The 26,912-nt window shown below is 60.3% G+C and carries 20 protein-coding genes and 3 pseudogenes; 14 read left to right on the top strand and 9 right to left on the bottom strand.

Going from position 1 to position 26,912, the window contains the following annotated elements:
- The coding region (sigJ, locus tag GRI91_RS15575; protein WP_160737613.1) for an RNA polymerase sigma factor SigJ at positions 1-811 on the bottom strand (811 nt) is incomplete at its 3' end.
- A complete protein-coding gene (locus GRI91_RS15570; protein WP_160737612.1) occupies positions 801-1,259 on the bottom strand; it encodes a carboxymuconolactone decarboxylase family protein in 459 nt (152 codons plus the stop codon). The genes sigJ and GRI91_RS15570, both read right to left, overlap by 11 nt.
- A 414-nt stretch (positions 1,260-1,673) precedes the next feature.
- Here GRI91_RS15570 and GRI91_RS15565 point away from each other — a divergent pair, with 414 nt between their 5' ends.
- Genes GRI91_RS15565 through GRI91_RS15550 form a run of 4 tightly spaced genes read left to right on the top strand, consistent with a single transcriptional unit; the run spans position 1,674 to position 3,692 of the window.
- Complete coding sequence (locus GRI91_RS15565) at positions 1,674-2,189, top strand: hypothetical protein (protein WP_160737611.1); 516 nt, start codon at positions 1,674-1,676, stop codon at positions 2,187-2,189.
- Between the two features lie 2 nt (positions 2,190-2,191).
- Entirely contained in the window at positions 2,192-2,851 is a 660-nt protein-coding gene (locus GRI91_RS15560) for a hypothetical protein (protein ID WP_202385632.1), read from the top strand.
- Positions 2,848-3,303 carry an MbcA/ParS/Xre antitoxin family protein gene (locus tag GRI91_RS15555; protein ID WP_160737610.1) on the top strand — a complete coding sequence of 152 codons (456 nt, stop codon included), beginning with the start codon at positions 2,848-2,850 and terminating at the stop codon, positions 3,301-3,303. Before GRI91_RS15560 ends, GRI91_RS15555 begins: the two co-directional genes overlap by 4 nt.
- On the top strand, positions 3,303-3,692 hold the full coding sequence (locus GRI91_RS15550) for an MbcA/ParS/Xre antitoxin family protein (protein WP_160737609.1): 390 nt from the start codon (positions 3,303-3,305) through the stop codon (positions 3,690-3,692). Before GRI91_RS15555 ends, GRI91_RS15550 begins: the two co-directional genes overlap by 1 nt.
- 170 nt (positions 3,693-3,862) lie before the next feature.
- Here GRI91_RS15550 and GRI91_RS15545 read toward each other — a convergent pair.
- A pseudogene (locus GRI91_RS15545) lies at positions 3,863-3,997 on the bottom strand (IS5 family transposase); the annotation flags it as partial.
- A 449-nt stretch (positions 3,998-4,446) separates the two neighbouring features.
- Between GRI91_RS15545 and GRI91_RS16410 the strand changes: the two are divergent.
- A pseudogene (locus GRI91_RS16410) lies at positions 4,447-4,782 on the top strand (RES family NAD+ phosphorylase); the annotation flags it as partial.
- 18 nt (positions 4,783-4,800) lie between these two features.
- Positions 4,801-5,025 (top strand): annotated as a pseudogene (locus GRI91_RS16405) (hypothetical protein); the annotation flags it as partial.
- An 89-nt stretch (positions 5,026-5,114) separates the two neighbouring features.
- Here the strand turns inward: GRI91_RS16405 and GRI91_RS15535 are convergent.
- The 5 genes from GRI91_RS15535 to GRI91_RS15515 form a co-directional block, all read right to left on the bottom strand.
- Positions 5,115-6,821: a coiled-coil domain-containing protein gene (locus tag GRI91_RS15535; RefSeq protein WP_160737608.1), complete on the bottom strand. Its 1,707-nt coding sequence runs from the start codon at positions 6,819-6,821 to the stop codon at positions 5,115-5,117.
- 430 nt (positions 6,822-7,251) lie between these two features.
- Complete coding sequence (locus GRI91_RS15530; protein WP_237437956.1) at positions 7,252-8,514, bottom strand: alkaline phosphatase family protein; 1,263 nt, start codon at positions 8,512-8,514, stop codon at positions 7,252-7,254.
- Between the two features lie 360 nt (positions 8,515-8,874).
- Positions 8,875-10,332, bottom strand: coding sequence for a sodium:solute symporter family protein (locus GRI91_RS15525; RefSeq protein ID WP_160737606.1), 1,458 nt, complete (start codon positions 10,330-10,332; stop codon positions 8,875-8,877).
- Positions 10,332-10,619 carry a DUF3311 domain-containing protein gene (locus GRI91_RS15520; protein WP_202385630.1) on the bottom strand — a complete coding sequence of 96 codons (288 nt, stop codon included), beginning with the start codon at positions 10,617-10,619 and terminating at the stop codon, positions 10,332-10,334. The genes GRI91_RS15525 and GRI91_RS15520 overlap by 1 nt, the downstream gene beginning before the upstream one ends.
- Before the next feature lie 40 nt (positions 10,620-10,659).
- Positions 10,660-11,979, bottom strand: coding sequence for an amidohydrolase family protein (locus tag GRI91_RS15515; protein WP_160737638.1), 1,320 nt, complete (start codon positions 11,977-11,979; stop codon positions 10,660-10,662).
- A 290-nt stretch (positions 11,980-12,269) separates the two neighbouring features.
- Between GRI91_RS15515 and GRI91_RS15510 the strand changes: the two genes are divergently transcribed.
- The gene (locus GRI91_RS15510; RefSeq protein ID WP_160737605.1) at positions 12,270-13,607 is read left to right on the top strand and encodes an anti-phage deoxyguanosine triphosphatase; all 1,338 of its coding nucleotides are present in this window, start codon (positions 12,270-12,272) and stop codon (positions 13,605-13,607) included.
- 13 nt (positions 13,608-13,620) lie between these two features.
- Here GRI91_RS15510 and GRI91_RS15505 read toward each other — a convergent pair whose 3' ends face one another.
- Entirely contained in the window at positions 13,621-14,670 is a 1,050-nt protein-coding gene (locus GRI91_RS15505) for a YihY/virulence factor BrkB family protein (protein ID WP_237437955.1), read from the bottom strand.
- Between the two features lie 53 nt (positions 14,671-14,723).
- On the opposite strand from GRI91_RS15505, the gene GRI91_RS15500 reads away from it, so the two are divergent.
- From GRI91_RS15500 to GRI91_RS15470, 7 genes are all read left to right on the top strand, one after another.
- On the top strand, positions 14,724-17,114 hold the full coding sequence (locus GRI91_RS15500) for an autotransporter assembly complex protein TamA (RefSeq protein WP_237437954.1): 2,391 nt from the start codon (positions 14,724-14,726) through the stop codon (positions 17,112-17,114).
- Positions 17,114-21,424 carry a translocation/assembly module TamB domain-containing protein gene (locus tag GRI91_RS15495; protein ID WP_237437953.1) on the top strand — a complete coding sequence of 1,437 codons (4,311 nt, stop codon included), beginning with the start codon at positions 17,114-17,116 and terminating at the stop codon, positions 21,422-21,424. The genes GRI91_RS15500 and GRI91_RS15495 overlap by 1 nt, the downstream gene beginning before the upstream one ends.
- The gene (locus GRI91_RS15490) at positions 21,424-21,726 is read left to right on the top strand and encodes a hypothetical protein (protein ID WP_160737604.1); all 303 of its coding nucleotides are present in this window, start codon (positions 21,424-21,426) and stop codon (positions 21,724-21,726) included. The genes GRI91_RS15495 and GRI91_RS15490 overlap by 1 nt, the downstream gene beginning before the upstream one ends.
- A gap of 308 nt (positions 21,727-22,034) precedes the next feature.
- Complete coding sequence (locus GRI91_RS15485) at positions 22,035-23,066, top strand: extracellular catalytic domain type 1 short-chain-length polyhydroxyalkanoate depolymerase (RefSeq protein ID WP_202385629.1); 1,032 nt, start codon at positions 22,035-22,037, stop codon at positions 23,064-23,066.
- Between the two features lie 146 nt (positions 23,067-23,212).
- Positions 23,213-23,734 carry a 2Fe-2S iron-sulfur cluster-binding protein gene (locus tag GRI91_RS15480; protein WP_160737602.1) on the top strand — a complete coding sequence of 174 codons (522 nt, stop codon included), beginning with the start codon at positions 23,213-23,215 and terminating at the stop codon, positions 23,732-23,734.
- The gene (locus tag GRI91_RS15475; RefSeq protein ID WP_160737601.1) at positions 23,731-24,717 is read left to right on the top strand and encodes an FAD binding domain-containing protein; all 987 of its coding nucleotides are present in this window, start codon (positions 23,731-23,733) and stop codon (positions 24,715-24,717) included. Before GRI91_RS15480 ends, GRI91_RS15475 begins: the two co-directional genes overlap by 4 nt.
- Positions 24,714-26,903: a xanthine dehydrogenase family protein molybdopterin-binding subunit gene (locus GRI91_RS15470; RefSeq protein ID WP_160737600.1), complete on the top strand. Its 2,190-nt coding sequence runs from the start codon at positions 24,714-24,716 to the stop codon at positions 26,901-26,903. Before GRI91_RS15475 ends, GRI91_RS15470 begins: the two co-directional genes overlap by 4 nt.
- Positions 26,904-26,912 lie beyond the last annotated feature (9 nt).

Raw genomic sequence — 26,912 nt, 5'->3', positions numbered from 1 at the left:
TAATAGCGAGCGCGGTGGTCTGCAAGACATCGCCCGTCTCCACGCTGACAAATCCGGGGCTGCCATTGACGCGCAGAAGGGGCGGGCATGGGCGGGACGGGCGGTCGCTCTTGCGTGCCAGACCGGCAAAGAGTGCGGCTGCCCGCCATGCGCCGTGCAAGACATTGAGGGACGCAGGCACCCGCCCACCGCCATCGGTATAAACCTCGATGTCCTCTGCAAAAAGCGCCAGCAATTGGTCCATGTCTCCGGTCCGACTGGCCTGCCAGAAGGCATGGACGAGCGCTTCTTCTTCTGCAGTGCTGCTCGTGCATTCCGGCTCCGCCCCCGCCATCCGCTTGCGTGCCCGCGAAACAAGCTGTCTGGCGGAGGCCTCCGCATCACCCGTAACCGCCGCAATTTCTGCGTAGGAAAAATCGAAGGCCTCACGCAGCAGAAACGCGGCGCGCATCGGAGGCGAGAGGCTTTGCAGCATCAGCAGAAGCGCGATCCGCACGTCTTCGCCTTCGGACAGAAGTGTTTCGGCATCGGGCGCCATGCCGGAAATCAACGGATCGGGCAGCCACGCGCCGACATAGCGCTCGCGCCGCATTCGGGCCGAATTCAGATGGTCCAGACATTGCCGGGCGGTAATTGTGGTGAGCCATCGCGCAGGATCGCGGATGCTGTCATGGTTGCAGGTGCTCCAGCGCATCCACGTTTCCTGGAGGATATCCTCGGAATCGGTGAGCGATCCCGTCATGCGATAGGCCAGCGAGCGGAGGCGAGGACGGTGTTTCTCGAATGTCTGGAGGATGCGTTCAGGCGGCATCCTGAGCCTCAAGCGGATGCTGGCTGCGAAACCCGACCGCGATCCGGTTCCATGCGTTGATGGTCGTGATGATCAGCGTGATTTCGACCTGTTCCACCGGGCTGAAGGCGTCTGCGAATGCGGTGAAGCTGCTGTCATCTGCGCCGGTGGTTTCAATGCGGGTGAGCGCCTCACACCAGCCAAGCGCCGCGCGCTCTTGCACGGTGAAGGCCGGGCTTTCACGCCATGCGGCCAGAACGTCGAGCTTTCTTTGCGGAATGCCCGCCTTCCGCGCTGCAGGCAGATGCATGTTCAGACAATAGGCACAGCCATTTATCTGAGACGCACGGATTTTCAGCAGCTCGCGCATCGCCGTTGAGATAGACATGCGGGCAAGGCTTTCTTCAAGCGCCACCATCGGCTTCATCGTATCGGGGGCGGTATCAAAATAGTCCAGTCTTTGCGTCATCACGAGGTATCCCTTTTTGCTGTAACCCTGATGACGAGACAACACTCCATTCTGTGACAGATCTTCCTCCATCGTGATCAGAAAACCTGGTAACGGAAGTGAAAGAGGGCGTGGCCAAATTCGTGGACTGGTATCGCGACTATTATCCTGCGGTCGCCTGATCTGCGGACAATTCGGAAACCATTTATTTGAGTCGGGCGGACTTCAACCCTTGGCCGGCTTTGATCCCGGGACCGCTGACAATGATTAGTGCGGCCAAGTCCGGGTCTAGCCATGCGTGACGCGGCGAGACCCGTCCCGCTTCGAAGGAAGAACTCCAAAGGAAGAATGCTCGCCAAGTGGCTGAGCCAGTTAAATGAAATTTCCAGTGGGGACGCGCCGAAGGCTCCGCCCGGTCCCCGAAGGATAACCTACATGAGTAGTATGACGTTGAACCACCCGTTCGTGGGCGAACCCATTGTGCCGTTCGTGAGCCATCCGGTGCAAAGACGCATCCAAAAGTGCACAATGGCCATTGGGGCGATGATCCACACCAGAAGAGAGCCGTGGCTGGCGGGATGCGCGGTTGCGCCTTTCGCCGGCTTCGTAATGACGGGCACCTCCTGCAACAGGCCGTTGCTGCTCCCGGAAGGGAGAGCTCTTGCTGAGCTGACCGGCCATGATGCTCTCTTGCTGAGGCACGATGCCATTCGCGGCACGAGCTTCGATATGTTGCTGCGCGATCACGAGGACTGGCTTTTCGGCTATGTCGCGTGGCGCCGTAGAGGAAGCGAACTCTGGCTGATCCCGACAGCGGGCGAGGGGGCCTTTATCCGCGCTACGGGCAGGGGGCTCGTGAAAGAGACCGATGCTCCGTTCCTCGATGCCGATGAGCGTCGCCGCGGTATCATTCGCGCGATCGAGAGGCCCTCCTTCGAGGGGAGCCTCTGACCATGGCCAAGGCACAAAAGACAACCGCTGCGAAGAAGGCCGCGCCAATCAAGCAGGTGGCGGCGATCGAGGATGGGACTGCAGACATAGAGGCAGGCGAACCCGCCACGTTCAAGAGCTTTGGCAAGGGCGATGGCGATCATCCCGGCTTCGCCTTCACCCGCTATTGGTGGGAGGGCGAAGGCCTGCGTGAGGGTATTACGCCCTGGGTTCTCAAGAAGCTTCGTCTAGGCGATGATCCTGTGTTCGGCCAGGCCGCCAGGGCCGAGGTACTGCTGCCGCCGACCGCTCCGGCCGACTATGCTGACTGCGCCTTCCTGCTGAAGCGGTTCGACGAGACCCGCCCTAGCTTCGAGAAGCATGCGATGGTTCAGGCGAAGCTGTCCCTTGATCCGTCCGAACCTTGGCATGTCGGTTACGAGAGGGCTCGCGGATTTGTTCGCGCGCATTTCGCAGTTCGTTTTCCGGTGATCCTGGTCGCGCACGTGCCAGGCGTTGCCGGGCTCGAGGGCTACGGCAACCATGTCCATTGCATCGTGCTGCCCAGACCCGTCACCATCAATGGCCTGGGTGGCACCTGCCACCGGCTATGCTCTGATCGGGGCTATAATGAAGCTTTGGAAGCCTGGCAGCGCCACGTGGCGAAGGAGACGGCAGCATGAGCGAGACACTCTTTGACGCCGAAGCCCGCGAAGTCGCCGCGCGCGACCTCGCCGAGCAGGGCCTGGAGGCCGTGGACGCGATGCAGCTCACGGTCCAGCGGGCGCGTCAATTGCTGGCCAGTGGGGAGGGCCCCGCCGATCCGCATATGCCGCTGGTGACCGTGCCCTGCCTTCTAGGCCTGATCGCGGCGGGCAGGACCAAGGATGCTGCCAAGGTAATGATGGAAGACATCCCTTTTTTGGGCGCCAGGGGACGCCGCTCGGTACGGGCAGCGCTCGAGGCCGCAAGGACTCTCTATGGTGGAGATCTTGTACAGACGATCCACTTCATGAACCGCCGGCATTACTGGCTGGGTGGCGAGACGCCCATCGAACAGGCCGAGCAGTCCGAGGAAGGCCTCGCCTTCATCCTCGACATGATCGGGGCCATTGATGCTGGAGTGTACCTGTGATGGCGGGATCCTTTGCCGACCTAGATCCGGTCCGCCATGGCGGTTCGGCCCTGCGAGGCTTCCTCAACATCGCCAGGGAATGGAAGCTTACCGAGGAGGAGCAGAGGCAGATTCTCGGTATTCGAGAGTCTGCTGTTTTCGAGGACCTGCGCATCCGCATTCAGGCCCATGAGCCTGTGCCAATAGCGGAGATGGTCATCATCCGGATTGGGGCGGTACTCTCGATATACGCTTCGCTCGGGACACAGTTGCCGCCCGATCGCATGCCGGGGTGGCTGCGCTCGCCAAACCAGGCGTTCGAGGATCGCACCGCTCTTTCTGTGATGACCACCGGCAAGCTTGAGGATCTGGATCGCGTTGCGCGCTATCTTCTAAGCGTTCGCGGATAACACTTGGCGTCGGGCCTCCATTATTTCGCAGTTTGGATGACCGCGTGCGTCGTCTAGGAAGATGCGGGGTGATGGAGGCCAGTCATTCGCCCGAAACCGGATCATGTTCAGCCATGCCGAGGTGCAGGAACAGGAATATCCAGAGAGCTAGGCTTTGTTGACATCAGATTTCAGCCACAGGCGAGGTTGAGGAAGCTGGCGAAGGACAAGGCGGTTTTGTCGTAGCGTGTGGCGATGCGGCGGGCCTGCGTCAGCTTGTTGAACATGCGCTCGATGTGGTTTCGGTCCTTGTAGCGGCGATAGTCGGGCAGCGCCTTGGGTGCGGCGACCGGGATCTCCATCAGTGGCTCGGCTGCGGTGCAACCGGAGGCCTCGCCACCGCTCAGGATCGCGGGCGTGGAGAATTTCGGTGAGCACGTTGGTGCCCACGCGTGGGATGTTAACAAAGTAACCGATCAGGAGGCCGAACAGGACGGCGGGGTCGTTCGAGCGCTCGCCGCTGAGCGCACTAAGCGCTGCCTGGAACTCCGCAGGCTTCTTTGCGATCGTTGTCTTGCGGCGCGTGATACCGCTCGAGTGCCAGTGGTGGATCAACACAGGAGGGCGACACTGTTCGTCTGATGTCCGAAGCGCGTGCCAATCGGTCCCAAGGGCGACTTTTCAACAGAACAAGCCCCATGTCCAGACACTCGCGCCGACAGTTTTAAGCTCGTCTCGCGAGCTTTGCTTAACTTTCCCGATAAGACGGAGACTAATGCTCGGAACCGGGGGAGGGATGCCCGCCCTTTACCTGGCCCTCTCTTTCTCCACCGCAATCAGAGAAGTCAATCAGGCCGGCTCGTTACAGCCAAATACAGTCGTGGCTTACGATGACGAGATCGAGAATGTCTTCGACACCCGTGATCCTGCAGCACTCGACGGCTTCAAGATGGACCTTGCCGGTCTCGCAGATCCGACTTGGCGCGATCAGGTCAAGGCGCCTGGCCTCGCCGCCACGCAGCAATTAGCGATTGACCTGATCGATGCAGGCCACACCGGCATGCTCGTGCAGAGTCTTGCTCCTGGAGCAGCGGCCGATGACCTGAATCTGGTTCTGTGGACATGGGGTGAGACGATCAACGGCCTTTACAAAGCCGAGGTGATCCACAGGTGCGGGCCGTGGCGCAGCTTTGAAGCCGTCGAATATGCGACGCTCGAATGGGGCGATTGGTTCAACCATCGTCGGCTGCTGGAGCCGAAAATCAATATTATGCTGCCGCGAATAACATCGTTATGGCAGCGTGACTCACAACCCAACGCCTCCGGCAGACCCAGAGCGATTCAATTGGACTGAAGGGGGGTTTTGTCGCGCGAGAACGTCCTTTGCTGAGAGACCGCAACGACATTCAAGGATCTATCCTCCGATCCCCCTCCCTTTCTGTTTCATCGCTTTGAACGCCACCAACCGCGCGTGATATCGGCATCGGCTGCCTGGGCCGCCTGGATCGCCGGCTCTGCCAATGCAGCCTCCGCAATCTTGCGTTGCGGCGCGATCTCCATGACCTGCCTGACTGGTCCCCGCGCTTCTTCGAACTTATGAATCCATCCAGTGATTGGGGCGATAGCGTCCTGAAAGGCCAGCTTGGCGGCGCTGGCCTTCTCCGTCAACGAGTTCAGGTCCTTCCAGCTCTGCGCCAGTTCACGCTTTTGCGCTTCTTGGCGTAGGCTGGTCTTCATAAGGTTCCGCTCCCGATCATCAAGTGAGACCTGACACGCATCGAGCTGGGCTTCACGAGCTTTAACCCGGCGATAGGTGATGTCGGCTAGGCGCTCGGCCTGGCAGCTAAGCCAATACCACGCGGGTGTGATTGTCTTTTCCAGATGGTCCTTCTTTTCCGAAGGCAGGTCGGTTCTGAAAGCGAGCGTACGACGATGATTTCCTATGCTTTTGTCGTTTTCGATTTCCCCTTTCAGCAGGGCCTCTAGGCCGGCTTCGATTGCCACCTGACGTTGCGCCAGCGCCGCATGTTGCGAAGCAGCCTCCTGCTTCGCCTTGGCGCGAATGGCATGTGCATCGCTCTCTGCTTCGTTTCGAAGTAATTCCGCCTGATGCCGCTCATCCATCGCGGTATCTAGAGCCTTCTTGCTTTCGCGATTATTCTGCTCGGCGGCCGCCTTCGCCTTACTAGCGGCTTCCTGCTCCTCCTTGAGCTTCGCTTGCCCCTCCTGGAAACCAGCTTCATAGCCGACCTCTCGCCCCAGCACCTCAGCTTCAGCCTTCCACTTCGCTACATGCTCGCTTGCCGCTAGGATAATCTTCTGTGCGAGTGCTTCAGCATCATCGACGCACTTCTTGCTCTTGGCCTGTGCCACCGCCGTGTCGATTTGGATCTGCTGCTGTCGGTCATCCAGTTCTTGCTTCCGGTCATCCAATTCCTGCTTCCGAACATAAAGGGCTGCATCCCTTTGGTCGAGCTCTTGGGTGCGCAACTGCTCGGAGCTTTTCCAGTCCGGACCCGGCGCTTCCTTCTTTTGACCGCGAGCGACGCCTTCAAGGCGTATTACGTCGCGCATGTACATGTACAGCTCATCCTGCAGGGCCATCCCAACGTCCCAAGGCGAAGCTTGTGGTTCTCCCTTCTTGGACTTGCCAGTCATCCGGCTCAGCCTCTTGGCCAGATCCTTGCCGTGCTTGGTTATACTAACGGCCAGCTTACCGTTGGGATCGGTCTTGGTGTACTTGCGGTACTTAGGCACCAGGAACAGATCGACGACCGCTGCACTTTTCTCATCACGATCGTACCGTGCTGCGACGATCGAATCCTCTCCCCATACGCGTTTCGCAAATGCGATCCCGTGGCGGAGCATCCACCCCTCATCGTTCGGGTCCACCAGATCCTTCGGCCATTGGATGATCGCGTGGATGACCTTCGTCTTGCCCTTCGGAATGAAGCACCCTTCGACATGTGCATTGTACAAATCGCGCAATTCTAACCCCGTCGTAGTTATCGGCAGAATGTCACGAATCACCCGCGCCTTTGACGTTTTGTCCAAACGCTTACCGTGCCGCTCCTGATGATACAGATCGGTCAGGGTCAGAGGTATGCACCTCACGGACCCCGCAATGCCTGCAACGGTACTCTTCTTCATTAACCCAACCCCACCTGCTCTGCTCAAATTCTGACAGGTTCGAATTGAGTCCGAAAGGTCACTCCTCAAAAAAACAAACCGTCAAACAAAAAAGATAAACACGCTTTTCTTTTTTAGCCGATGGTCGAAAAAGTGTGCCAAGGCGCTTCGCCCTTGGAACCAGCCCTGTGCCGCGCACTGCAGCAAACTGCAGTGACAAGTGCGGGAGCCAGACCGGGTCCTCGGCCGCGCAGACTACATCAAGGGAAGCTGGGCGTCTTTCATACGGGCCGGCCACACCGCACATTGCCGCTGACGTGCGGCAGTGGTGGGAAACGCGCGCCACGGTGGACGCCAGATCGCTCATAAAAACCATCCGCGCGACGGGTCAATGAAGCGCGGGCCGGACAATTACCGACATGACTATAATCAATGGAAACGGCGCGGTACCTTAGCGCTCGTCCGCTTCCTTGAGCACTTCTGTCAACGCGCCGGGCTTGGCTTCGCGGCGTTGCGGGAGGCCGATGAGGCGGCGTAGCAGCGGTTCCACTGCGATGTTGTCAAAGGCATCGACGGTGGTGCCGGCTTTGATCGCGGGGCCGCTGGCAATGAACAATGCGGCCATTTCCGGATCTTCAGGGTCATAGCCATGCGCGCCGCCTTCTGCACGGCCGGCGGTAGGCAGGATGCTCCAGCCCGACTTGGCGAGGCATAGCCAGGCGGGAATGCGCCGGTGATGGCCGTAATGGAAACGCTCTGGGATACGCTCCTTGGGCCAGCAGCGCATATGTTCATGCGGCCGGCCAAGCGCCGCCGCAACGTCTTGCTCATGCCCCGGCGCGGGTTGCAGCGTGGCATAGGGGCCATGCTCTATAATACGCGCATCTTCGGCGGGAAGCAGCGTATCCAGCGCGATCACGCGATCGCTCGATACCGCCGCCATACCGTGATCTGCCACAACCACGATGTTGGCCTCCCGGCCCATGGTGTGCAGTTCTGTCACCAGCCTTCCGATCTCGGCATCAAGCGCGTGCAAAGCCTCGGTCGTGCGCGGATCATCGGGGCCAAAATGATGCCCCGCAGTGTCAATCGTGTCGAAATAGAGCGCCACGAACTGTGGGCGGATATCAGCGGGGCGCCGCATCCAGTCGAGCACCGCATTGACGCGTTGGCGGTTCGTCACTGCCTGGTTGAACTGCTGCCAGTCGGAGGGGCGCGTGCCTTCCAGCATGTGATCCGGATCAGCCGGATCAGGCGCCGCGCCCCAGGCCACGTTGGAGCCCGGCCAGAACATGATCGCGGACCGGATGCCAGCCTGTTCGGCCGCCACCCAGACAGGCATGGCCTCGTTCCACCAGAACGGATCGCTGGTTGCCGTGCTGAAGCGTTCACCGGGGCGCCGGGGATCTTCCATATTGTTGGCGGTGATGCCGTGTTCGTCAGGTCGCAACCCGGTGACGAGTGTCCAGTGGTTGGGGAAGGTCTTGGACGGGAAAGAAGGGTGCATCGGCCCCGTGACACCCTTTTCCGCCAGGGCCGAAAGGGCCGGCGTAACTCCGCGATCAAGATAATCGGCGCGTCCACCATCGATACTGATCAGGATCGTAACAGGTGGGGCGTATTCCTGAGGGGTGGAGGCGTCACTCGCGGGCTGTGCCGCGGCATTAGGGGCCATTGGCGTGAGCAGCAGGGCGGCAAGAATGGACAGGATCATGCCCGCCCCTTTACAGCAAATCATGACTTGTCGATGACCATATTATACTGCTGCTGAGCGCGGGGTGATGATTGCTGAGCTCGGTTGCAAGATAGGCAGGCCGGCAGGGATTTGATAGTCTGGCCCAATGCGCACGCGATTGAGCATCTGCCGGAAGAAGGTCTCCTACCGATCGGAAGAGGAAGCGCTCCTTGTTGTGCAGCGCTCCGGTTTGGCGATGCGCCCCTATCGCTGTGATCGTTGCCGGTTTTTCCACCTCACGAGCCGCCGCAAAGGCAAGCGCATTCCGCGATTTGAGCTGAGTGATAGCTAGGCGGCAAGGCGCTCTAACCTTGAGTTGAAGCGCCCCACTTCCCGGTTTCAGCCTGCCGCGGCTTGCTCCCGCTTGCCTGTCACCAGATTCAGGAGGGGGCTGAGTGCGAGGACGACCAGCGCGTTAAACAGCATGGCGACCAATCCGGCTTCCCATTCGGGGAACCACGCCATCAATGGCGAAGATGAGGGGAGCATCAGCACGACATAGCCCGTCCCAATCCCGGCCAGCACCGCAAAGGCATTCGTTTGCCGCCACAGGAAGGCCAGGAAGACGCCCGGTGCCAGCATCCCGATGGACGCATAGGCCGTCAGCCCGATATCGACGAGCGACTGGGTTGCGCCGATGGTCAGATAGACCGCGATGGCAGCACACCCGACCATGGATATGCGGGAGATGAGCAGTTCTGATGTGTCGCTGAGGCCGGGCATCATTGGCCGCACGACATTGCGGCTGAAAATCGAACCGGCGGTGAGCAGCAGAACCGAGCCGGGAACCAGCGCCAGCAGGCAGGCCGTGCCCGCAAACAGGCCAATCGCCCATGCCGGATAGCGATCCGCCACGAAGGTCAGCAGCACCGCATTGGGATCATCCAGAGCGGGCATCGTCCCGGCGAGCAGCGCACCGAACCCCAGCAGGATGATGAAGAAGTAAGACAGCGAATAAAGCGGCTGAAACACCGCATTGCGCCGCACGGCCCAGCTATCCGATGCGGAATAGGTCAGCTGGAACATATGCGGGAAAATATAGGTCCCCAGCGCGACATTGATGCCCGCGGTCATCATCCAGATGGTGGACAGGCCCATGTCCGGATCACGCCCGGGCAGGCTGCCAATTCCGGGATAGGCGTCCTGAACGCGGGTAAAGACATCGCCGATCGAACTGGCACCGACATGACCGGCCACCGTCGCGCTCAGCGCAATGACGATGACGACCATCAGAATATCCTTCACCGCCGCGGCAAAGGCGGCCGATCGCAGGCCTGCGGACATGACGAAGAGCAGCATCAGCACGGCCGCCGCAATGGCAGAGGCGGTGTTCGAAATCTCCGCATCGACGGAGAGACGCAGGACCAGCGCCAGTGCGGTAATCTGGATCTGCACATAGACGATCAGCGCGGCAATCCCGGCCAGCCCCACCACGATGCCGAGCCAGCGTGCGCGGTAATGATCGGCGAAGAAATCCGCCTGGGTGATGAAATTGCCGGCCTTGCCCGCATGCCAGATGCGCGGCGTCAGCCAATAGCCCACGGCCGCCGTCAGCGAGACGGACAGGAAAGCGAGATAAGCGGGCGCGCCATAGGCCCAGGCATAGCCTGAAATGCCGAGCACGGCGAAAGTCGTGTAGATTTCCCCCGCATTCAGGAACCAGAAGATCAGCGTGCCCATCCGGCGCCCGCCAACGGCCCATTCGGTCACTCCGCCGGAACCGCGATTGCGCGATCCATAAAGGACCGAGCCGGCAATGGTGAGGATGACGAGAATGATCGTGATGGTCAGCGCCATTATCCCTCACCCTGTTCGTTGCGGGAGAGGTCCGGGCCTGTCTGTTCCGGCGCGTCAAATTCACCGGCGGCAGCGGCGCGTTTGCGGTCGATCTTATAGACCGTGCCAATACTGGCCGTAGCGACCAGAATGCCGACCATTTGCCACAGCATGGGGAAAGGAAGGAACAGACCGTCCCAGCGAATATCATTTACCAGCGGGATGGCTGCCACCTGCCAGATGAAGGGCACGAGCAATAACAGAAAATGCCAGGGACGCTGCGCGCCGGAGCGCTGACCATTCTTCATTTCATGTCCTTCCCGGTTTGGCCGGAGGGATATTCAGGGATTAGCGCGGATCGCGGTCATCACGAATAATCTGCCCGCCCTTCATGACAAAACCAATCTGGCGCAGAGCAGAGATATCCTGAACCGGATTGGTTGGCAGGGCGATGATGTCGGCATAATAACCCGGCGCGATCTGGCCGATGTCGTCGCGGCCCATCATCCGTGCGGGTTCGGTCGTGGCGGCCTGCAGCGCTTGGAGCGGGGTCATGCCGGCTTTGACGTAGAGTTCGGCTTCGCGGATGGTGGCAGTGGTGCCGCTATTGGGTTCGAAGGGAAACTGATCGGTCCCCAATGCGATATTCACACCCTTGGCGATGGCGTTTTGCAGGGTCTTCCAATGATCTTCACCCGTTGCCGCCACGCGGCCAAGATACCAATCCGGCGCGCCGATCTTGCGATAGAATTCCATGGCCCCGGGCTGCGTCACCACGATGGTCGGCACCAGCCATGTGCCCTGACGCTTCATTTCGCTGAGAATGTCGTCATTGAGGTGATAGCCATGTTCGAAGCCATCGATCCCGAATTTCAGCGATTGCTGCGCGGCGGGGGAGGAGCCGTTATGCGCGGTGACTTTCACATTGTTGCGATGCGCCACTTCGATCAGTGTCTGCATTTCCTCATCGGTCATCGGCGCGGCCGAAATCGCGCCATGCGTGTCGGAAATGCCGCCAGAAATTGCGATCTTGATCCAGGTAGCGCCATGTTTGATCTGTTCGCGGGCGGCATGGGCCAGCGCATAGGGACCATCGGCCTCCAGCGACCCGTGGCCGCCTGTCGGCACGATGACTTCGCCAGCGGTTTCAATCCGCGGGCCGGTGATTTCACCGCTGTCGATCGCCTGTTTCAGCGCAAAATCGGTCCCGTGATCTTCCCCGACGAGGCGCAGGGTGGTGACGCCGCTTTCCAGCGAACGGCGCGCATTGGCTGCCATGCGCAGGACTTCTTCCGGGTCGGTTTCATTGACCAGAGCGGCCCCCGCCGCACCGGGCAGTTTCAGTCCCAGATGGACATGCATATTCATCAGGCCCGGGACCAGCCATTGCCCGTCCATCGGAATGACAGTGGCAGAGGCCGGGATGGGCGTGGAGCCCGCCGGGCCGACGCTTTCGATCTTGTCGCCGCGAATGAGGACCACCGCATCCGCAATCGTCTTCCCCGTGGTGACATTGACGACATTGGCGCCGGTCAGTGCGGTCAGCGTGTCATCGCCGGTGTCCTGCGCATAGGCTGGACGCAAAGCTGTGAAGGCAAGCACAAGGCAGCAGATGATTGTGCGGCATAGAGAGGCAAACAGGCCGGGCCGACCCTGGGTGACATTCATCTGTGATCTTCCTGTGCGATTGACCATATGGTGATCCTGACAAGCATTCGCCGTGCATTCAATAGAACGAGGTTGCGATATTCATTGCGAATGGCGCAACACGCAAGTCTTGATCAGGGGCGTGATCGTGGGCCTGATCGTGGCGGGACGACCTTGTTCGTATCCGGGCCATCTCCATCATAGATCACGGTCATATCTGGCCAGTCTGACCGCATTGCCTCTTTGTCCGTTGATCGAAACGCGCCAATCGCGCAGGGTCACAGGCGATTACACTGTTACAAGAGACAATCATGATGTGGCATGCGCGGCGCGAAAACTGGTCCAAACAGGCGGAGGATGCGCGCGATGATGGCGATATCGATTACGCCCGCGTCATTCATTCGGAATCTTTCCGCCGGTTGCAGGGCAAGACGCAGATCCTCAATCTGGGGGACAGCGATTTCTACCGTACGCGGCTGACCCATTCGCTGGAGGTGGCGCAGATCGCGGGCGGGGTTTCGGGACAGCTCGCCAAGACTTTCCCGCAATCAGAAGTCCGGCCTTTCCTGCCCGGGCGGGCGATGGTGCAGGCGCTGGGCTGCATGCATGATCTGGGGCATCCGCCTTTCGGCCATGGCGGCGAAGTGGCGCTGAATTACTGCATGCGCGACCATGGCGGGTTTGAAGGCAATGGCCAGACGCTGCGCATCCTGTCCCGTCTGGAGGATTTTTCCGAAAATGCCGGGGCCAATCTCTGCCGTCGCTCTCTGCTGGGAGTGCTTAAATATCCGGTGCCTTATGCGCGCGCCTACAATCGCGAAATCGTGCCATCGCTGCTGACCGGCACCACCCGGATACAGGTGCTCGACAGCGCCAGTTGCAAACCGCCCAAATGCTATATGGATAGTGAGCAGGACGTGGTCGAATGGTTGCTGGAAGATTTGCCGGAGGATGAACGCGCGGAATTTTGCGCCAGCGAGGCGAGACCGGGCAAACATGCGCGCAGCCGGCATAAATCGCTCGATTGCAGCATCATGGATGTGGCCGATGACATAGCCTATGGCGTCCATGATCTGGAGGATGCGATCGCGCTGCAACTGATCGACCGGGACACATTTGCCACTGCCCTGCGCGATAAATGCCCCACATTTCTGGATGCGATGAAGGCGAAATATCCCGCTGAGAGCGAGAATGACGTCTTCGAAATCGTGGTGGAGGGGCTGTTTGGCGAAGGCGGCGCGCGCAAACGCTTCATCGGGCGCCTGGTGCATCATTTCATCACCGCGGTGGAATATACAGAATTGCCGCAGTTCACCGACCCTCTGCTGCGTTTTCGGGCACGGCTGAAGGCACCGCAGCGCGCGATGCTGGATGTGCTGCAGGATCTGGTCGTGCGCCGGGTCATCCGCTCCCCCACCGTGCAGCAGCTCGAATTCAAGGGGCAGGGCATGGTCGTTGCCGTGTTTGAAGCGCTGATGGCAGAGCCGGAGCGGCTGCTGTCCCCCGATGCGCTGACGTCATTCGCCGCTTCGGGGGATGATCCGCGCATCATCTGTGACCATATCGCGGCGATGACCGACACGCATCTGCTCAGGATTTACGACCGCCTGTTCAGCCCGCGCATGGGGTCGATCTTCGACCGGATCTGAGGCGTGCAGCCTCTTACTTCTGCACTTTTTTCAGCGCGCGTGTAACGGCGCGGCGCTGGCTCTTCTTCAGCCATTCCTCGATCGACAAATCGCCTTCCACCAGATCGGCCAGCACGGCGCCCCTTTCGCCCACGGGTTTGTCGGGCCCGCGCGTGCTGTCGCATTCGGTCTGTCGTTCCAGTTCCGCATTCAGCAGCGCGCCCGCCAATACGCCATAGGCAGACAGGAACAGCCACATCAGGAACACCACCACGGCAGACATCGACCCATAGGTCGAATTATAGCTGCTGATATAAGCGACATAATAGGAAAAGCCGAAGGATATGCCGATCCACAGCAAAGTCGCGAGCAGTGATCCCGGTGCGAGCCAGCGCCATTTGGCCGGTTCCCTGTCCGGCCCGTAACGCATCACCAGTGCAAAGCCATATGACCCCAGCCCAATCGCCAGCAGCCAGGTCAGCGCCTTGAACAAAAGGGTGGTCCAGGGGCCGAGCAGAATCTCAGTCTGCGATTGCAACCAGACGAATATGCCGCTGGCAACCAGCCCAACAATCGCAATGCCGATGGCCGCCAGAGTGAGCCATGCAGTGCGGAAGGTGAGGGGGATGATCCCGCGCGTTTCATGCTCTTCATTGATGATGTTGAGCGCGCCGATCAGGCCATTGGCCGCCCGCATTCCGCCATATATGGCAAAGAATAATGCGATGATCAGCGCAAACCCGGTGACGCCCGAATTGGTGGTGACGATTCTGAAGAGCTGATCCTGTATCAACACCGCCGCATCATGCGGGACGATCTGGAATATCCATTGCATCTGGCGCTGCACCGTGTCGGTATCCCCCACCAATCCGTAAACCATCACGACTGCGCCAATCAGCGGTGTGATTGACAGAAAGACGAAAAATGCGACACCCGCTCCCAACAGAGATATGTTGTGAAAGCCCCACATGGTATAGACGCGCTTAAATACTTGTATCCAAGCCGATTTTGACATCTGCCAGGGCGCCTTCACCATTGCATTGGATGCTGGTGCGACTATCATGCCATCACTATCATCAGTCATTGAGCAGGCTCCTCGGACGACGCTCAGAGTACACGTTCAGGATATAAATTCGGATGCCCAGCTTTGGTTTGTTGAAGATAGTGGGCGGGTCCGACCATTTCGGCTTAACGAGCGGAGCAGGCAATCGTGCCGCCATGCGGTGTGTTTTGCTGGCCGGGGCAGCGATGATGGTCGCGCCGTGGAACAGCGCGCTGGCGCAGGATGCCGCCGCACCGCAATCTGCTGCGCAGAGGGAAACGGAGCAGGATGAAGCGGCGCCGGGCGAGGCGAAGGGCGTTACCGACGGCACGGACGCCGATATTCCCGCCCCGCCGCCGGGTGCCGATCTGCCCGAGGTGGAAACGGTCATTTCCAATGAGGAATTTGCAGATTCCGTGCCCGAACCGGGGCCGAATGACGATCCTGAATTGCAGGGTGAGCTGGAATCGATCGAGGAGTTCGAACGCCGCTTTGCTGTCAGCAGCGATGATGCGGATACGACGGATAATCCGGCGCAGAATATCAGCCAGAGCGCGCAGCAGAATGATGAATTTGCTGCCGAAAATCCTGCGCTGGACGATCAGGACCCGAATGAGGAAATCGCCGACGCGCCCGTGCGCGATGCCGAACTGACCGCGCCGCTGCCGCCACTTGATCAATTCAATGTCGAGCCGGTTGAATTCGCCGATGGCAGCGATGGATCGGACGACGAAACGGTAGAGATCAAATATACGGTCGAAGTGAATGGTCTGGCTGAGGCGGATAAGGAATCCAGCACAAATCTCGCCGGAATGTTCGACGATCTGTCTTCGCTGAAAGAGGACAAGGAGGCCGCCAATACGGCCCAGATCAACGCCAGACTGACCGAAGACAGCCGGTTGATGAAGCGCATTCTCGCCTCCGAAGGGTGGTTTGAGGCGCAGGCCAATACCAGGCTGGACCGCGCGGTCAGCGATGATGGGCAGCCGCTCAATGCGGTGATCGATGTCGTGCCCGGCACGCGTTATGCCTTCTCCGACATCATCATTAAGGCCGATCCCACTGATCCGCCGAATTTGATCCGCGATAATCTCCCGCTGAAGGTGGGTGACAACATCATTGCCGAGCGGGTGCAGGGCGCGGAAGCGAATGTGGCGGTGGTCCTGCCGCAGCAAGGATATCCCTTCGCCGAAGTGGGTCACCGCGATATTCTGCTCGATCCCGAAACCGGCGATGGCGTGTACACTTTGCCGGTCAAAACCGGGCCGCGATCCCGCTTTGGAGGAATCGAGACGAGCGGCGATCTGGCCTTTGATGCGGAGCATGTTGAGGTGCTGACCCGCTTTGATCGCGGTGATTTATATGACAGCCGCGACGTGGATGATCTGCGGCAGGCTCTGGTCGCGACTGGATTGTTCAACACCGTCACCGTAACGCCGAAGGAAACTGGCAAAGCCGCCGGTGAGGGCACCGAATATGTCACACTGATGGTCGATCAGGATGCCGGCCCCCCGCGCACTCTGGCCGGAAGCGCGGGCTTTGGCACCGGGCAGGGCTTCCGTCTGGAAGGAAGCTGGACCCATCGCAATGTCTTCCCGCCTGAAGGCGCGCTGATATTCACGGGGGTTGCCGGTACGCAGGAACAGGGCGCCAGCGCAACGTTCCGCCGCTCCAACGCCGGGCGACGCGACCGGACATTCCAGATCGGCGCCGAAGCTTTGCACAGCGATTATGACGCCTATGAAGCCTTCACCGGGCGGCTTTCGACGCTGATCAGCTATGATTCCTCGCAAATCTGGCAGAAGAAACTGACCTATGCCTATGGCGCGCAGATCATCGGCACGAATGAACAGGATTATGATTTCGACGCGCAGGAACGCCGCCGCCGGACCTTCTTTATCGGCGGGCTGACGGGACAAGTAGGGATTGATCACAGCGATGATCTGCTCAATCCCACGCAGGGCTTTAAACTCACCGCACTGGTCGAACCGGAAGGCTCGCTGCAGGACGGGTTCACGCCCTATGTTCGTGCGAGGCTGGACGGCTCTGCCTATTACCCGATCGGCAATTCGATCGTGCTGGCCGGGCGCGTCCGGGTGGGGACGATCCAGGGGATCGAGCGCTATGACCTTGCTCCGTCCCGGCGTTTTTATGCGGGCGGGGGCGGTTCGGTCCGTGGCTATGGCTATCAGCAGCTGGGCCCGAAGGACCCGGATGACAATCCCATCGGCGGTCGCAGCCTGAATGAAGCGGCGGCCGAAGTGCGCTACCGTTTCGGCAATTTCGGTGTGGTCGGTTTTGTCGATGCTGGTCAGGTCTATGAAGAGAGCATGCCGCAATTTGACAATATTCGCTTCGGTGCAGGGCTTGGCGGGCGGTTCTACACCAATTTTGGCCCCCTGCGGCTCGACGTTGCGACCCCGATCGGGCGCAAGCCGGGTGAAAGCTGGGTCAGCGTCTATGTCTCTATCGGGCAGGCTTTCTGATGGTGCAGGATAATAACGACATGCAGGACCTGCCCGAAAATCCGGAGAATTCCGGCAGCGATGCTGCGCAGCACGATATCCAGGAAGATACGCAAGAGGATTCCGGGCACCGCAGAAGCCATTGGGGCCGCCGTATTCTGAAATGGGGGCTGATCGCGCTGGGGGTTATCCTCGCGGCGCTGGCGGCGCTGCTGCTGCTGCTCAACACCGGGCCGGGCCATCGTTTCATCGTTTCACAGATCGAGAATCTGGAATTTGAAAACGGGATGCAGATCAGCATCGGTGATCTGGACGGGTCGATCTACAGCGAATTGACCATCAATGATCTGGCGATCTCCGATCCTGAAGGCGTGTTCCTCGCCTCTCCGCAAATTCGCCTGGACTGGCGGCCGTTTGCTTTCATCAACAGCCACGTGGACGTCCGCTCCGCCAGTGCCGACCTTATCACGCTGAAGCGCCTGCCCGCCTTTAACGAAACACCGCCCAGCGAAGGGCCGTTGCTGCCTGATCTTGATATCGACATCGGCTCGCTGAAGGTCGCGCAATTTGTCGCGGAGAAGCCCGTAACGGGTGAAAAACGTATCGCCAGCCTGAATGGCGAGGCGCATATTGCCGATGGCCGGGCGCAGCTCACCTTCAATGGCGAGACCATCGGTACGACCGATGGTGCAGACGGTAACGTCGCGGGTGGCGACAAGATTGCGCTGATCCTCGACGCCGTGCCGGAAAAGAACCAGCTCGATCTCGACCTTGATCTCAATGCCCCTGCCGATGGTGTGATCGCGGCGCTGGCGGGTCTCACCGATCCGCTTTCGGTGAAGCTGACGGGCAAGGGTGACTGGAGCAACTGGAATGGCCAGCTCAATGCCGATCTGGCGGGCGAGGAACTCGCGCGGTTGGAGCTTGCGACGCGTGATGGCAGTTTTGCGATCAAGGGGCCGACCCGCATTGCGCGGCTGTTTGAAGGACCGACCGCCAATCTGCTCGGCCCGGTCATGACGCTGGATGTGGGGGCCGCCCTGACGGAACGGCGCGCGGATATCACCGGCACCATTACCAGTGATGCGTTCAATTTCGATGCCGACGGGATCGTCGATCTGGCGAATAACAGTTTTGACGATTTGCGGATGCAATTCGTGCTGCTGAAACCCTCGGCTATGGCGGAAAATCTCTCCGGCAATGGTTTGCAGGCGACGCTCAATCTGAATGGTGAATTTGCTACGCCGCAAGTCACCTATGCGCTGCGCGCGAAGCGCCTGTCGATGAATGATATGAGCCTGATCGACCTCAGCGTGAATGGCGATGCGACCATCGATGCCAAGCAGATCCTGATCCCGGTCAATGCACGTGTGGGCAAGATTACCGGCCTCGATTCCGTGGCGGGCGGGACGCTGGAGAATATCCGGCTGAATGGTGATCTGGCGATACAGGGCACACGTATCCTGTCGGATAATATGCGCATCCGTTCCGATCGGCTGAATGCCACCGCGCTGATTATCGCGGATACCTCCACCGGGCTTTATACGGGCGGTATTGACGGCAGGCTCGACAATTACCGGATCGACAGCGTCGGCACGTTCAACATTGAAACCGACATGGAAATCCAAAGCCCGCCCAGTGGCGGCTTTGCGCTCAATGGGCGGGTGCGGGTGCGCTCCACCCGGATCGAGAATGAAAGCGTGCGCGGTGTGCTGGGCGGCAATGCCGTGGCCGCGGCCAATATCCGCTATGGCGCGGATGGCCGAATATTGTTCAGCAATCTGACGCTGGATGCCCCCGCCGCCCGCATCACCAGCGGCAGTGGCAGCTATGCACCCGATGGGCAGATCACCTTCAACGTCAACGCATTGACCGACCAATATGGCCCGATCGTCGTGCGCGTCACCGGCACGGTGGCCAATCCCGATGCGGCCATTCTGGCTGAGCGCCCGGGTCTGGGCATTGGCCTGGCCAATCTGCGCGCACAAATCTCCGGCGCGCCGGGGGGCTATCGGCTGCAGGCCAAGGGACAAAGCGATTACGGCCCGCTGGATGCTGATCTGGTGCTGAAGACCGGCGATGTGATCAGACTTGATATTACCCGCGCGAGCTTTGCCGGGATCGATCTGGCCGGGTCGCTTGAACAGACGAAGAGCGGCCCCTTTGCAGGCAAGCTGACGGCCAATGGTCAGGGTATTGGCGGGATCGTGCGACTGGATGCCAAGGGGCAATATCAGGAAGCGCTGATCAACCTGCGGGCCAAGGGCACGACGCTGCCCGGACCGGCGAATATTTCCATCGGATCGGCCATCATCGATGCCCGTGTCGTGCTGTATGATCAGCCCTATATCGTCGCCGATGCGCAGCTTTCGCAAACGACCTATGGCAGTTTCAACCTCGCCGCCGCGCGGGCTAAAATCAATTACCGCGATGGTGAGGGCAAGGCACAGCTGGTAGCCGAAGGGGTTAGCGGCGTGCCGTTCCGGATGGCCGCAAATGCCGATCTGACGCCGGAATTGTGGCGCGTGGCGCTGAAGGGCAAGGCGCGCGGGATTGATTTTTCAACCGCGACACCGGCCCGCATCAAACCTACCATGGCAGGTTATGATCTGCTGCCCACACGGATCGATTTCGGGAAGGGCAATATCCGTCTCGCCGGGAGCTATGGTCAGGGGCTGAAATTGCAGACGCGTCTCGATGCGCTGGATCTCAACATCGTGAATGCCTTTGTCCCCGGCCTCGGGGTGAATGGCAGCGCGACCGGCAGCCTCGATTTCGCGCAATCCAGCCCGGCGGCTTTCCCAAGTGCGGATGCACGGCTGCAGGTAAAGGATTTCACCCGCACCACGGCCACGTCGGTCAGCCAGTCGATCAATATCAATTTCGTCGGCAAGTTGCTGCCCGATGGCGGGGAAGCCCGTGCGGTCATGCGGCGCAGAGGCTCGGTTATCGGGCGGCTTGTCACTTCCCTGCGCCCGCTGGCGCCGGGGGCGGGTAGCTGGACCGAGCGTTTGATGCAGGCTCCGCTGAGCGGCGGCATACGCTATAACGGACCGGCCGATACGCTGTTTTCCTTCGCCGGTCAGCCCGATCAGCGGCTCAGCGGCGCAATCGGCGTGGCCGCCGATTTCTCGGGCCGCGTGTCCAAGCCGCAGATGAAGGGCGTGATCCGCGCTGATAGTCTGGTTTACGAAAACCAGACATACGGCACGCGGCTCAGCGATATGGCCATTTCCGGCCGTTTCAGCGGCGAACGATTTGAGCTAGAACGCTTGCAGGCGCAGGCGGGTGACGGTTCTCTGAATGCGAAGGGTTATGTCAGTCTGGCAGCGGATAGCGGCTATCCCATGGATTTCTCGATCACGCTGGATGATGCCCGTCTCGCGCGCAGTGCGGCTATTTCGACGACCGCCACCGGCGAGCTTCGGCTGAGCAAATCCGCCGGGGAAACCGCGCTGATTTCCGGCACGATCAAACTCCCTGAAACACGGTATCAGATCATCTCGCAAGGCGCGGCCGAGGTGCCGGAACTGACCGGTGTGCGCTTCAAACCACCCAAGGGGCCGCAGCGTATCACGGGTGATGAACCTGTGGAGCCGCAGCCGGGCCTGTTTGAGCTCATCCGTCTCGACCTTACCCTGCGTGCGCCGGATCAACTTTATGTTTCGGGCATGGGCCTGGAATCCGAATGGTCGGCCGATCTGAACTTGCGCGGGACCAGCGCTTCGCCGCGCATGTCGGGCAATGTGTCGCTGATCCGCGGGACGCTGGGCTTTGCCGGGCGCTCTTTCGAACTGGAAGAAGGCCGGGTGAGCTTCACCGGCGGGGCCACGATCGATCCCACGATCGATATGCGGGCGAGCGATGATATTGATGATGTGACCGTCAATGTCTCGGTCAGTGGCCGCGCGATGGACCCGCAAATTGCCTTCTCCAGCTCGCCGGGTCTGCCGCAGGACGAAATCGTCTCGCGGATTCTCTTCGGCAGTTCGGTCGGTAATCTGTCGGCCATGCAGGCTGTGCAGCTGGCCGCATCGCTCAATTCGCTGCGCGGATCGGGCGGCGGTCTGAACCCGATGGGCAAATTGCGCTCTGCCACCGGGATCGACCGCCTGCGGATTCTGGGGTCGGATGATAAGACAGGACGCGGCACGTCACTGGCCGCCGGGCAATATCTGACCGATGATATCTATATTGAATTCATCACCGATGCGCGCGGCTTCACCGCCACGCAGCTGGAAGTCAGCCTGACGCCGGCCCTGTCGGTGCTCAGCCAGGCGGGCGGTTCCGGCTCCACCAATGTCAGCGTGCGTTACAAGAAGAAATATTGATGCGCGCGCGCCATTTGTGGGGCCTCAGTCTTTGTGGAATGGCCAGCCTGCTTGCGCTCAGCGCGTGCAAGCAGGAGGCCAGCTTCGACGAACGTTTCGACAAGGCAGACGAGGCCCTGCAGGAACGCGCGCAATCGATTGATGAAGAGATTGCCGACAAACGCGCTGCGGCTTGCCGCGCCAATGCGGAAAGTGGGGCCGCAGAAAAGGAGCTGTCCTGCCCGGCCGATCCTGCCAGTGATACTCCCGCGCAACCGAAATCAGGCAAGTCCAAGCCAGGAAAACCTGCTTCTGCCACTTAAATCGGCCAAGCAGGCCTGTTCCCTTCGCCAATCACCCGCATCGCTTCGATCGCCAAGTGGCTTTGCTGGTTCGTAAAGAGTCGAACGCTAGAAATCCGGTTTTCCGCCCCATTACAGCGATTCTGACAGCAGTTTACACCCAAGTCGGTGATGTTATTGTTGCACTGCAGCATAATGCACCCCATCTATATGCCATCAGGCAGATGGTGAGATGCTTATACGCTCAACCCAATCACGTCCCGATCGCATGGCTTGAATTTTGGGCCGGATAAAGGAGTTCGACAATGGGCTTTCCGTTAAAGACAAGCATGAGCGAAATCCTGGCTCTCACCAAGGCCGGTGATCTGGGCGGAGCGACCGCGCTGATTCGCCGTTCCCTGACCGGAGAGGGCGATAGAGAGACTGGTCGGAGGGAGCCTGAATTTGCCGGGCTTGCGCTCGCTCAGCCTGATATGCCCCGCCGGACAGCCAAGCCCCGCGCGCAGCCCGCCAGTCCCGGATCGATGGAGAAGTACAGCTTCAAGTCCGAGCACGGCACGCTCGACTATTGGCTGTACGTGCCCTCTACGCTGCCTGTTTCCGCCCCTTTGATCATCATGTTGCACGGATGCACCCAATCGGCAGCTGATTTTGCCGCAGGGACGCAAATGAATGTGTTGGCAGAGGAGCTGGGGCTGATCGTCGCCTATCCCGAGCAATCGCGCGCTGCGAATGCGCAAAAATGCTGGAACTGGTTCCGCTCAGGCGATCAGAACAAGGGATCTGGCGAGCCGGCGCTTATCGCCGGAATTACGCGCGCCATCATGGCGGGGCACCCGGTCGACCATGGCCGGATCTATGTTGCCGGTTTGTCAGCCGGCGGCGCGGCTGCCTCGATTATGGCATATTGCTATCCTGAACTTTATGCGGCGGCCGGCATCCATTCAGGGCTCGCCTGCGGTTCCGCATCCAGCATGCCCGGCGCCTTTTCCGCGATGCAGGGCAAGTCCACTGGCAAAAGCGGGCAGAATCGCGACTACGTGCCGATCATCACCTTCCACGGTAACCGCGACAGCACGGTCCATCCGGCAAACAGTGACCAGATCCACGCAATCTGGGCCACATCGCCGGAAATATCTGCGCTGCGCCGGGTTGAAGGCGAAGGCGTGAGCCCCGGTGGCAAATCCTATCGCACCACGGCTCTGGTCGATGCTGAAAATCGCAGTTTTGCCGAACATTGGGAAATCGAAGGGGCGGGCCATGCGTGGTCTGGCGGTTCTGTGACCGGGTCCTATACGGATAACAGCGGCCCCGATGCCTCGCGCGAGATGATCCGTTTCTTCCTTCAGCATCGCCGATGAATATGGTGGGCCGTCCATTTCGGTAAAGAGGCAATAAGACCGCAAACGGCCCGATGATCTGCGGCGCATAGACTGCAAATGATTGACTATAGACGCTTTTTATCTTGCAGCCGGAAACATCGGAGGATTGGTGGGTTCGATAGGTCATGGAGGACACCTTGGCCGATTACATCACCGTCAATGACACGAAACATCCCCTGCCAGACGATCCGCGCGTCTCGCTGCTCGATTTCCTGCGGCAGGAAGTCGGTTTAACCGGCACCAAGAAAGGGTGCGATCACGGCCAATGCGGCGCCTGTACAGTGATCGTCAACGGCATGCGTATCAACAGCTGCCTAGCCCTTGCGGTGATGCATGATGGCGATACCGTGACGACGATTGAAGGTATCGGTACGCCGGGTGCCCCCTCCGCCTTGCAGAAGGCCTTTGTTGAACATGACGGCTATCAATGCGGATATTGTACGCCGGGCCAGATCTGTGCCGCGACCGCCATGCTCGATGAAATCGCACACGGCATGCCGAGCGATGCCAGCGACACTCTCGAGGGTGAGATACAAATCTCCGACGAGGAAATTCGCGAGCGCATGAGCGGCAATCTGTGCCGCTGCGGAGCCTATGCCAATATTCTCGCCGCGATCCGGGATGTCGCCAAGGAGAAGGCGGTATGAAGCCATTCCAATACACCCGCCCCGAAAGCCTGGTTCACGCCGCGCAGTTGAGCCAGGATACCGAAGCGCTTGCCATCGCGGGCGGCACGAACCTGCTCGATCTGATGAAGCTGCAGGTGGAAACGCCCGATCGGCTCGTCGATATTAATCGCCTTGGTCTGGGCGAAATCACCGAAAATACGGATGGCACGCTGCGTATAGGCGCGCTTGTCACCAATACGGCAGCTGCCAATCATCCGCGTATCCGGGCCGATTATCCGGTGCTGGCCCGGGCCATCCTCGCCGGCGCAACGCAGCAATTGCGCAATAAAGCCACCACCGGCGGCAATCTCTGCCAGCGTACGCGCTGCTATTATTTCACTAATATCGATCAACCCTGCAACAAGCGGGAGCCCGGCTCAGGGTGCGGCGCGATTGAAGGTGTGGCGCGGCTCCATGCTGTCCTTGGGACCAGCACGGAATGTATCGCGACCTACCCCGGGGACATGGCCGTGGCGATGAGCGCGCTGGACGCCGCAGTCCACATTCTGGCTGAGGACGAAAGTGAACGCACCGTGCCCGTGCGCGACTTTCATTGCCTCCCGGGGGATACGCCGTGGCGGGACAATGTGCTGGAGCCGGGGGAAATCATCACGGCGGTCACGCTCCCTCCTCCCGTGCAGGGCAAGCAGATCTATCGCAAGGTGCGCGAACGTTCGTCTTACGCCTTTGCGCTGACATCGGTCGCGGCGATCATCGCCATGGAGGGCGACCGGATTGCCCGGGCCGACCTCGCCTTTGGCGGGCTGGCCCATAAGCCGTGGCATGATCCCCGCCTGTCGACGCTGCTGGTAGGCAAGCTGCCCAGCGCTGCACTGTTCGATGAAGCGGGTGATCTCCTGCTCGAAGATGCGCAGGGGTTCGGGGAGAATGACTTCAAGATTCCCCTCGCGCGGCGGACCCTTGCCGCCGTTCTGGCAGAAGCGACGGAGACCGAAATATGACCGCCCATTTCAAACAGGACGGACCTGTCGAGAGCAACCGGCTCGACGGCATGAAACAGGGCGTCATTGGAAAAGCTCTGCCGCGTGTCGAAGGTCTGGCCAAAGTCACGGGTACGGCGCCCTATGCCGCCGAATATCAAGCCGCCAATATGGCCGAAGGTGTTCTGGTCACGGCCACCATCACCCGCGGCACCGTATCGTCCATCGACACGCAGAGCGTGCTGGCGATGCCCGGCGTGCTGGCGGTGATCCAGGACTCCAGAATGACCACGCGCGCCGCTCAAGGAACAGCGGGCCAGGCGCCGCAGCAGGAACCGCAAACCGTCTCTTATTGGGGGCAGCCGATTGCGCTGGTCGTCGCCGAAACATTCGAACAGGCGCGCGATGCCGCCAAACAGCTGACCATCACCTATGATGCCGAGGAAGGCGCACCGCTTGATCCGCAGGCCGTGGAGTCCGAAGCGAAAGAGGGCCAGACGGTCAATCAGGGCGATCTTGCCCACGCCATGGCGGAAGCGGCTCACAGCGTCGATGTCACAATCGATACGGAGGGGCATGCCTCGGCAGCGATGGAACCGCATGCGGCCATTGCGCAGTGGGAGGGTGACAAGCTTACCTTGTACGCATCGCTCCAGATGCTGAACTACAACATCGCCGAATTGGCCGATGCGCTGGGTATCGAGGAGGAGGATGTACGTCTCCGCGCACCTTATGTCGGCGGCGGGTTCGGTTCCAAGCTGGGCATTAGCGAAGAGGCCGTAGCCGCCGCGATTGCAGCGAAGCAGCTGGACCGCCCGGTCCGGGTGGTGATGAGCCGCCAGCAGGTGTTTCAATGTATCATGCGGCGGTCCGAGACCCATCAGCGGCTGCGTCTTGCCTGCGATGATGATGGCAGGCTGACCGGCTTCGGCCATGATGCGCTGGTGTCCAACCTGCCGGGCGAAGCCTTCGCCGAACCCGTGCTGCAATCGTCGCATTTTCTCTATGGCGGCGACAATCGCTCGCTCTCGCTCAATGTCGCGCGCATTCATCGGATGACGGCCGGCTCTGTGCGGGCACCGGGGGAGGCGGTCGGGATGCCGGCGCTCGAAGTCGCAATGGACCAGCTTGCCGAAGAGGCCGGGATCGACCCGGTCGAGCTGCGCCTGCGCAATATCCCGGAGCGCAATCCCGAAGAAGATCTTCCCTTTTCATCGCATAAACTAGCCGAATGCCTGCGCCAGGGCGCCGAAGCCTTTGGATGGGACAGCGGCCCCCGCACGCCGCGCCAGCATAAAGAGGGTGAATGGTGGATCGGCACGGGAATGGCGAGTGCAGCCCGTGTGCACAATGTCAGTGAAGCTAAAGTTCGCGTGAGCTTGATAGCTGACGGTACCGCGCTGGTCCGCACCGATATGACTGATATTGGCACGGGGACCTATACGATCCTCGCGCAGATTGTCGGCGAGATGCTGGGCCTCCCGGTCGATAAGGTCATGGTTGAGCTTGGCGATACTCAAAATCCGCGCGGCCCCGGGTCGGGCGGTAGCTGGGGGGCAGCCTCCATCGGCTCGGCCGCCTTCATGGCCTGCCATGCCTTGCGCAAGACACTTGCCGAACGGGTGGGAACGAGCGAGGAAGAGCTCTCACTCAAGGACGGCATCGCCAATAGCGGGCCCTCGCTGGTCGAATTGCTGGATGGCAAGGAATTGTCCGAGCTGGGTCATTATGAGCCGGGCGATATAGCAGATGACTACACCGCATCGGGCTTCGGTGCCTTCTTCGCGCAGGTACGGGTCAATCGCTTCACTGGTGAGGCCCGCGTTGATCGCATGCTCGGCGCATTCGGTTTTGGCCGCGTGCTCAACGCAAAGACGGCGCGCTCGCAATGCCTTGGCGGGATCACCTGGAGCATCGGGGCGGCACTGACCGAATCCTTGATGTTCGACCCGAATGACGGGCATCTCGTCAATTGCGATCTGGCGGAATATCATATGCCGGTTCACCGCGATATTGGCGAGGTTGAGGTGCTGATGGTCGAGGAGCGCGATCCGGTTGCCAGCCCGATTCAGGCGAAAGGGATTGGGGAACTGGGAATGTGCGGCGGGGCCGCCGCCATCGCCAACGCGATCTACAATGCCTGCGGGGCGCGGCTCCACCATTTCCCGATGACACCCGACCGCATTCTGGCCGCATTGCCGGACTGAGGAGAGGCC

Source organism: Altericroceibacterium endophyticum (assembly GCF_009827595.1).
Classification (GTDB): Bacteria; Pseudomonadota; Alphaproteobacteria; order Sphingomonadales; family Sphingomonadaceae; genus Altericroceibacterium; species Altericroceibacterium endophyticum.
Note: the sequence above shows the minus strand (reverse complement) of the source record. Positions and strands in the feature narration are given on the sequence as shown.

Excerpts from the sequence above, each read along its gene's own strand:
- GRI91_RS15570 (WP_160737612.1), bottom strand. The coding sequence starts at position 1,259 with ATGACGCAAAGACTGGACTATTTTGATACCGCCCCCGATACGATGAAG.
- GRI91_RS15565 (WP_160737611.1), top strand. The coding sequence starts at position 1,674 with ATGAGTAGTATGACGTTGAACCACCCGTTCGTGGGCGAACCCATTGTG.
- GRI91_RS15560 (WP_202385632.1), top strand. The coding sequence starts at position 2,192 with ATGGCCAAGGCACAAAAGACAACCGCTGCGAAGAAGGCCGCGCCAATC.
- GRI91_RS15555 (WP_160737610.1), top strand. The coding sequence starts at position 2,848 with ATGAGCGAGACACTCTTTGACGCCGAAGCCCGCGAAGTCGCCGCGCGC.
- GRI91_RS15550 (WP_160737609.1), top strand. The coding sequence starts at position 3,303 with ATGGCGGGATCCTTTGCCGACCTAGATCCGGTCCGCCATGGCGGTTCG.
- GRI91_RS15535 (WP_160737608.1), bottom strand. The coding sequence starts at position 6,821 with ATGAAGAAGAGTACCGTTGCAGGCATTGCGGGGTCCGTGAGGTGCATA.
- GRI91_RS15530 (WP_237437956.1), bottom strand. The coding sequence starts at position 8,514 with ATGATCCTGTCCATTCTTGCCGCCCTGCTGCTCACGCCAATGGCCCCT.
- GRI91_RS15525 (WP_160737606.1), bottom strand. The coding sequence starts at position 10,332 with ATGGCGCTGACCATCACGATCATTCTCGTCATCCTCACCATTGCCGGC.
- GRI91_RS15520 (WP_202385630.1), bottom strand. The coding sequence starts at position 10,619 with ATGAAGAATGGTCAGCGCTCCGGCGCGCAGCGTCCCTGGCATTTTCTG.
- GRI91_RS15515 (WP_160737638.1), bottom strand. The coding sequence starts at position 11,979 with ATGAATGTCACCCAGGGTCGGCCCGGCCTGTTTGCCTCTCTATGCCGC.
- GRI91_RS15510 (WP_160737605.1), top strand. The coding sequence starts at position 12,270 with ATGATGTGGCATGCGCGGCGCGAAAACTGGTCCAAACAGGCGGAGGAT.
- GRI91_RS15505 (WP_237437955.1), bottom strand. The coding sequence starts at position 14,670 with ATGACTGATGATAGTGATGGCATGATAGTCGCACCAGCATCCAATGCA.
- GRI91_RS15500 (WP_237437954.1), top strand. The coding sequence starts at position 14,724 with ATGCCCAGCTTTGGTTTGTTGAAGATAGTGGGCGGGTCCGACCATTTC.
- GRI91_RS15495 (WP_237437953.1), top strand. The coding sequence starts at position 17,114 with ATGGTGCAGGATAATAACGACATGCAGGACCTGCCCGAAAATCCGGAG.
- GRI91_RS15490 (WP_160737604.1), top strand. The coding sequence starts at position 21,424 with ATGCGCGCGCGCCATTTGTGGGGCCTCAGTCTTTGTGGAATGGCCAGC.
- GRI91_RS15485 (WP_202385629.1), top strand. The coding sequence starts at position 22,035 with ATGAGCGAAATCCTGGCTCTCACCAAGGCCGGTGATCTGGGCGGAGCG.
- GRI91_RS15480 (WP_160737602.1), top strand. The coding sequence starts at position 23,213 with ATGGAGGACACCTTGGCCGATTACATCACCGTCAATGACACGAAACAT.
- GRI91_RS15475 (WP_160737601.1), top strand. The coding sequence starts at position 23,731 with ATGAAGCCATTCCAATACACCCGCCCCGAAAGCCTGGTTCACGCCGCG.
- GRI91_RS15470 (WP_160737600.1), top strand. The coding sequence starts at position 24,714 with ATGACCGCCCATTTCAAACAGGACGGACCTGTCGAGAGCAACCGGCTC.